This window comes from Rhodosalinus sp. (genome assembly GCF_041685465.1).
GTDB lineage: Bacteria > Pseudomonadota > Alphaproteobacteria > Rhodobacterales > Rhodobacteraceae > Rhodosalinus.
This window is the reverse complement of sequence record NZ_JAWLFS010000163.1, coordinates 1-6888: the sequence shown is the minus strand read 5'-3', so window position 1 is coordinate 6888 and position 6888 is coordinate 1. Positions and strand designations below refer to the sequence as shown.

At 69.9% G+C, this 6888-nt stretch carries 6 protein-coding genes; 5 read left to right on the top strand and 1 reads right to left on the bottom strand.

The window, feature by feature from the left end; genetic code table 11:
- The coding region (locus ACESL7_RS11100) for an FAD-dependent oxidoreductase (protein WP_372893387.1) at positions 1-345 on the bottom strand (345 nt) is incomplete at its 3' end.
- Positions 346-467: 122 nt separating this feature from the next.
- Between ACESL7_RS11100 and ACESL7_RS11095 the strand changes: the two genes are divergently transcribed.
- From ACESL7_RS11095 to ACESL7_RS11075, 5 genes are all read left to right on the top strand, one after another.
- A complete protein-coding gene (locus tag ACESL7_RS11095) occupies positions 468-1259 on the top strand; it encodes a cyclase family protein (RefSeq protein WP_372893386.1) in 792 nt (263 codons plus the stop codon).
- Positions 1260-1263: 4 nt separating this feature from the next.
- The gene (locus ACESL7_RS11090; RefSeq protein WP_372893385.1) at positions 1264-2832 is read left to right on the top strand and encodes a phytoene desaturase family protein; all 1569 of its coding nucleotides are present in this window, start codon (positions 1264-1266) and stop codon (positions 2830-2832) included.
- Positions 2832-3320 (top strand): MarR family winged helix-turn-helix transcriptional regulator, encoded by a 489-nt coding sequence (locus tag ACESL7_RS11085; RefSeq protein WP_372893384.1) that lies wholly within the window; start codon positions 2832-2834, stop codon positions 3318-3320. Before ACESL7_RS11090 ends, ACESL7_RS11085 begins: the two co-directional genes overlap by 1 nt.
- Positions 3321-3453: 133 nt before the next feature.
- The gene (locus ACESL7_RS11080; RefSeq protein ID WP_372893383.1) at positions 3454-5607 is read left to right on the top strand and encodes a thiamine pyrophosphate-dependent enzyme; all 2154 of its coding nucleotides are present in this window, start codon (positions 3454-3456) and stop codon (positions 5605-5607) included.
- Positions 5604-6888 (top strand): indolepyruvate oxidoreductase subunit beta family protein (locus tag ACESL7_RS11075; protein ID WP_372893382.1); only part of this gene is annotated, 1285 nt, incomplete at its 3' end. The genes ACESL7_RS11080 and ACESL7_RS11075, both read left to right, overlap by 4 nt.

The following is a 6888-nucleotide window of genomic DNA, read 5'->3' as shown; positions in this document are numbered from 1 at the left end:
TTCGCCGCGGATGCGCGCGGCGGTCAGGGCCGGATCGGTCGAGACACCGAGCCATTTGCCGTCCGGGAAGGCCGTTGCGAAACAATCGCTTGCCGGCAGAAATTCGAGCCCGTGCCGGGCGAGGTCGTCCGCAAAGCGGGCATGAAAGCCCGAGCCGGCGAAGAGCGAAAGGTTCAGCGCGCCCCAGTCGTGCCGGAAGCCCGGCGCGGTCAGCTCCGCGGTGCGCACCGCGCCGCCGATCTCCGCGTTGCGCTCGTAAACCGTGACGCCCCAGCCCTTCGCGGCGAGTGCCGCCGCCGCGGTGAGCCCGTTGATGCCTGCGCCGATCACGATGGCGTCCGCCATGTCGTCCCCCTGTGCCTGCTGCCATGGCACGAGACATTTGCATACGCATATTTTCTTGTCTACGCTCGCCCCGCCCGGGGCATTGCCGCGGGCCACGACAGGGAGCAGAGGAGATAATCAGCATGTCGGCAGCCGATACAGTGACGGACCTGGGCGCCAGGCTTCTGACGGGGGAGATCGAGGTGGTGGACTGTTCGGGCAAACTCGGCCCGGACACGCCGATCCTCAAGCTGCCCCCGGATTTCGCCAGGAACACGCCCAAGGTCGAGATCCACAAGATCAGCGAATACGACGAGGACGGTCCCTTCTTCGCCTGGAACTGGATGGTGCTGGGCGAGCATTCGGGGACCCATTTCGACGCGCCGCACCACTGGATCACCGGCAAGGATTATGCCGACGGCTACACCGACACGCTCGACATCCAGCGCGTCGTCGCCCCGGTCAACGTGATCGACTGCTCGAAGGAGGCGGCGAAGGATGCCGATTTCCTGCTGACGCCCGACCACGTCAAGGCCTGGGAAAAGGAGCATGGCGAGATCGGCGAGGGCGAATGGGTCGTCATGCGCACCGACTGGGACGCGCGCGCCGACGACGAGGAGACGTTCCTCAACGCCGACGAGACGGGTCCGCATTCTCCCGGGCCGACCCCGGACTGCGTCGAATACCTGCTGTCGAAGAAGATCGTGGGCTGGGGCACGCAGTGCATCGGCACCGACGCGGGGCAGGCCGGCGGCATGGAGCCGCCGTTCCCGGCGCACAACTTCCTGCACCGCGACAACTGCTTCGGTCTTGCGAGCCTCGCCAATCTCGACAAGCTGCCGGCCAAGGGGGCGGTCCTGATCGCCGCGCCGCTCAAGATCGAGACCGGCACCGGCAGCCCGATCCGCGCGCTGGCGCTCGTGCCGAAGGGCTGACGGGATGGAGCGCCCGGACGCGATCATCGTCGGCAGCGGCATCAACGCGCTCGTCTGCGCGGCGATGCTGGGAAAGCGTGGCAAGCGCGTGCTCGTGCTCGAGCGCAACGGCGAGATCGGTGGATGCATCCGCACCGAGGCGTTGACCGCGCCGGGCTTCCTGCACGACGTGATGGCGACGACATGGGTGCTGTTTCACGCCGGGCCGGCCTACGCGGCGCTCGGCGCGGATCTGGCGCGCCACGGGGTCGAATTCACCGATCCGCAGCATCCCACGGGGGTGCTGCGCCCCAATGGCGCGGCCGCCGTGCTGACGCGCGACCGCGCCGCGAACGTGGCGATGTTCGAGGCGCTGGCGGAGGGGGACGGCGACGCCTTCGCCCGCGGCGTCGGCGAGGTGGAGGCGAACGCCGATCTCTTCTTCCCGCTTCTGGGGCAGCAGCTCTGGAGTCGGCAGACCGCGACGCTGCTTGGAAAGGCGGCGCTGCAACGCCGGCCGCGCGGCCTCGCGGCCGTTTTCGGCGAGGCGCTGGCGCCCGCGCGCGCCTGGCTCGAGAGCGACATCCGCTCGGAGACGGCGCAGGCGCTCTTCGCGCCCTGGGTGCTGCACGCCGGGCTCGGGCCCGACACGGCCTATTCGGGCATGATGGCGAAGGTCATCGCCTTCAGCCTGGAAGCGCTCGGCGCACCGATCGTGAAGGGGGGCGCGCAGTCCCTGCTGGATGCCTTCCGCGCGCTCATCCTCGAGCAGGGCGGCGAGATCCGGACCGGCGCGGATGTCGCGCGCATCGACGTCGAGGGGGGCGAGGCCTCGGGCGTGACGCTGGCCGATGGCGAGCGCATCGCCACGCGCCGGGTGATCGCCTCGGTCACGCCCGATCAGCTTTATTACCGGCTGCTGGACGCGCCGCCGGCGGCCGCGGTGGAGGCCACACGCAAATACCGCTACGGCCGGGGCAACTTCCAGCTTCATTACGCCCTCGACCGGCCGCCGCGGTGGAAGACCGAGGGGCTCTCGGGGGTGGCCCTCCTGCATCTGACCGACGGGATCGACGCGGTCTCGAAGGCGGTGAACGAGGCGGAGCGGGGCATGCTGCCCGAGGTGCCGACGATCTGCGTCGGCCAGCCGACAGCGCTCGACCCGTCGCGCGCGCCGGAGGGCCAGGCCGCGCTCTGGCTTCAGATGCCGGAGGCCCCGCGGCGCATCAAGGGCGACGCGGCGGGGGAGATCGCCGCGCCGGCCGGCGGGGCATGGACCGAGGCGGTTCGCGAGGCCTACGCCGACCGGATCGAGGCGATCCTGGCAGCCCACATCGACGGCTTCGGCGAGAGCGTGATCGCGCGCTCGGCGCAAAGCCCGGCCGACATCGAGGCGCTCAACATGAACCTCGTGGGCGGCGATCCCTACGGCGGGGCCTGCGCCCTCGACCAGTTCTTTCTCTGGCGTCCCTTCAAGACCTCGGTCAATCATCGGACGATGATTCCCGGGCTCTGGCATATCGGGGCCTCGACCCATCCCGGCCCGGGCCTCGGGGGTGGGTCGGGATATCTCGCGGCGGAGGCGATGGGCTGATGGCCGACGGCGAACTGCAGGAGGACTGGTCCCGTCCCGGGGAGACGCTCGGGGAAATGGGGCTTTTCTCTTTCGTTCCCTACCTGATGAACCGGATCATGGGCCGCTACAACGCGGACCTGCAGGGCGAGCTGCGCGCGCTCGGCATGACGACGGTGAAGATGCGGACGCTCGCCGTGCTGGCGGTGGTGCCGGGGCTCACCATCAACGAGCTTTCGGTCTACGCGGTCACGGAACAGTCCACCATGAGCCGGACGCTGGAGGCGCTGGAGCAGGCCGGGCTCGTGCGGCGCGAGGGCCGCGCGAGCGACGGGCGCGTGCGCGAGATCTACCTGACGGAGGCCGGCCGCGCCGAGTTCGACCGCGCCTGGCCCGCGATGTACGCGGGCTACCAACGGATGTTCGCCGGAATCCCGGAGGAGGAGCGGCAGGCCTTCACCGGAACGCTGCAGAAGATCCTGAGAAACATCCGTCAGCACGATATCTGAGCAGGCGCCGATGCATCTGCAGGCATGATGCCAGGACTGCAGACCGAATGTGCGGCTCGGAGCGGTTCGCTCTTCTCAAACAATATGCAAACGGATACAGTTTGCCCGCGAACAGGACGGCAGGGAGGACCGCATGGCCGAGAGATCGTTCAAGAAAGAGGTTGAGCAGCTTCGCATTGGCGCGGGCGAGACCTTTCGCGGCGAGGGAATCCTCGGGATCACCAAGGCGCTTCTCGAGAACGGCGTGGGCTACGTCGGCGGCTATCAGGGCGCGCCGATCAGCCACCTGATGGACGTGCTCGCCGACGCCGAGGACCTGATGGGCGAACTCGGCATCCGCTTCGAGGCGAACGCGAACGAGGCCTCGGCGGCGGCGATGCTCGCGGCCTCGGTGCACTACCCGATCCGCGGCGCCGTCACCTTCAAGGCGCCGGTGGGCACCAACGTCGCTGCCGACGCGCTCGCCAACCTCGCCTCGGGCGGCGTGACGGGCGGCGCGCTCATCATCGTGGGCGAGGACTACGGCGAGGGCTCCTCGATCATGCAGGAGCGCAGCCACCCCTACGCGATGAAGTCGCAGATCTGGCTTCTGGACCCGCGGCCCAACCTGCCCGCGATCACCGACGCGGTGCGTCACGGGTTCGAGCTGTCGGAGGCGTCGAACACGCCGGTGATGCTCATGGTGCGCATCCGGTCCTGCCACCTGCACGGCGCCTTCGAGGCGCGGGACAACCTGGCGCCGCCGCTCACCGTGGAGGATGCGCTCTCGGACCCGCAGCGGCGCACCGACCGGATCGTGCTGCCGCCCTATTCCTACACCCACGAGCAGGAGAAGGTGACGAAACGGCTGCCCGCCGCGCTCGACTACATCCGTGAGCACGGTCTGAACGAGATCTTCGGCCCCGAGCGCGGCAAGATCGGCATCGCCATGCAGGGCGGCATGTACAACGGCGTCGTCCGCGCGTTGCAGCGCCTCGGGCTCGCCGACCTGCACGGCGAGAGCGACGTGCCGCTCTACGTCATGAACGTGGGGTATCCCATCGTCGAGGACGAGTTCCTCGCGTTCTGCGAGGGCAAGGAGTCGGTCCTCGTCGTGGAGGAGGGCGCGCCGGACTACATCGAGCAGGCGCTGCGCGCCGCGCTTCACAAGGCCGGCCAGACCACGCAGCTCATGGGCAAGGGGCCGCTGCCGATGGCGGGCGAGCTGACGGGCCGCGTGATGTTCGAGGGGATCGAGAGCTTCCTGCGCGAGGCGGCGCCCGAGATGCTGCGCGCGCAGAACCGCGCGCCCAACGAGCCCATGGAGGGGCAGGCGATTCCCGACCTCTCGAAAACCGTGCCCACGCGCCCGCCGGGGTTCTGCACCGGCTGCCCGGAGCGGCCGATCTTCGCGGCGATGAAACTCGTCGAGGAGGAGAAGGGCAAGCACCAGATCTCGGCCGACATCGGCTGTCACCTCTTCTCGATCAACGCACCCTTCGAGATCGGGGGCACCACGATGGGCTACGGCCTTGGCCCCGCGTCCAACGGCGCCTTCGACGGCGGGGGCGAGAAGCGGCCCATCTCCATCGTGGGCGACGGCGGCTTCTGGCACAACGGGCTGACCTCCGGCATCGGCAACCAGGTGTTCAACAAGTCCGACGGCGTGACGATCGTCGTGGACAACTACTATTCCGCCGCCACCGGCGGGCAGGACATCCTGTCGTCGCGCGCCGAGAACCCGACGAAGGACACCCAGCACCCGATCACCAAGGCCGTCGAGGGCATGGGCGTCAAATGGGTGCGCCAGATCGACCGCACCTACGACGTGAACAGGATGCGCGCCACGCTGAAGGAGGCGCTGGAAACCGACGAGGAGGGACCGAAGGTCATCGTCGCGTCCTCCGAGTGCATGCTCAACCGGCAGCGCCGCGAACGGCCCCTGCGCGCCAAGGCGATCAAGGAAGGCCGCCGCGTCGAACGCCCGAAGTTCGGCGTGGACGAGGACGTCTGCACCGGCGATCACGCCTGCATGCGGCTCTCGGGCTGCCCGTCGCTGACATTGAAGATGCCGGACGATCCGCTGCGCGACGATCCCATCGCGCATATCGACCAGTCCTGCGTGGGCTGCGGCAACTGCGGCGAGGTGGCCGATGCCGCCGCGCTCTGCCCGTCCTTCTACGAGGCGCGAATCGTGCACAATCCGCAGCCGCTCGAACGCTGGCTCGACGGAATGCGCCGGTCGGTCATCGGCTGGCTGCAGCGCCGCCGCGCCGCGCGGCGCCTCGTCTGGGAGGAGCCGGCATGAACAGGGAGGCGCCCCTTCTCGAGCAGGGCACGCGCGACGCGCGGCTCGACCGGATCGTCAAGCTCGCCATCATGGCCGTGGGCGGGCAGGGCGGCGGCGTCCTGAACGGCTGGATCGTGCGGCTCGCCGAGCGCAACGGCCATGCCGCGCAGGCGACCTCCGTCGCCGGCGTCGCGCAGCGCACGGGCGCGACGATCTACTACATCGAGATGATGCCCGACGACGGCGAGCAACCGGTCTTCGCGCTCGCGCCCGCGGAAGGCGACGTGGACATCCTGATCGCCTCCGAGATGATGGAGGCGGGGCGCGCGATCATGCGCGGCTTCGTCACGCCGGACCGGACGCGGCTCATCGCCTCGACCCACCGCGCGCTCGCCGTCTCGGAAAAGATCGTGCCGGGAAGCGGGATCGCCGACGCGGACGAGGTGCGCGCGGCGGCCGAAAAGGCGGCGAAGGAGTTCATCGCCTTCGACATGGAGAAGATCGCCGAGGAGTCCGGCACCGTGATCTCGGCCGCGCTCTTCGGGGCGCTCGCGGGGTCGGGCGCGCTGGCGTTCCCGGTCGAGAGCTACCGCGAGACCATCCGCGAGTCGGGCCGCGGCGTGGCGGCGAGCCTGCGCGCCTTCGAGATCGCGCGCGAGGCCGCCGAGGCGCGGCAGACGGACCCGGCGCCGGCCGAGGCGCCGCGGACGGATGCGGCCAAGGTGGCCGGCCCGCCCGATCAGCTCGCCGACTGGGACCGCCTCGTCGCCCGCGCGGATGCGCTGCCGGGCGAGGAGGCGTCGGCGCTGGCGCGGGCGGGCCTGAAGAAGGTCGTCGATTACCAGGATCTCGCCTACGGGCGCGAGTACATGGACCGCCTCGAGGACGCGGCGGCGCGCGACCTGCGCGCGGGCGGCGCGGAGCAGGGCTTCGCCTTCACCGCGAACGCGGCCAAGTACCTCGCCAACGCCATGTGCTACGACGACATCATCCGCGTGGCCGACCTCAAGACCCGCGCCCCGCGAACGGCGCGGATCGATCAGGAGATGCGCAAGGGCGACGAGCACCTGATCCGCGTCACCGAATACGTCCACCCCGGCGCGGCGGAGGTCGTGAGCCTGATGCCGGCCGGGCTCGGTCGCCGGGTCGAGGCGCGCCCGCGCGTGTTCGCCGCGCTCGACCGACTGGTGAACCGCGGCCGGCGCATCCGTTCCGACCGGGTGATCGGTTTCACGATGTTCTACGCGCTCGGTGGCCTGCGCCGCTGGCGCCGTCGGCTGCTGCGCCACCGTGTCGAGG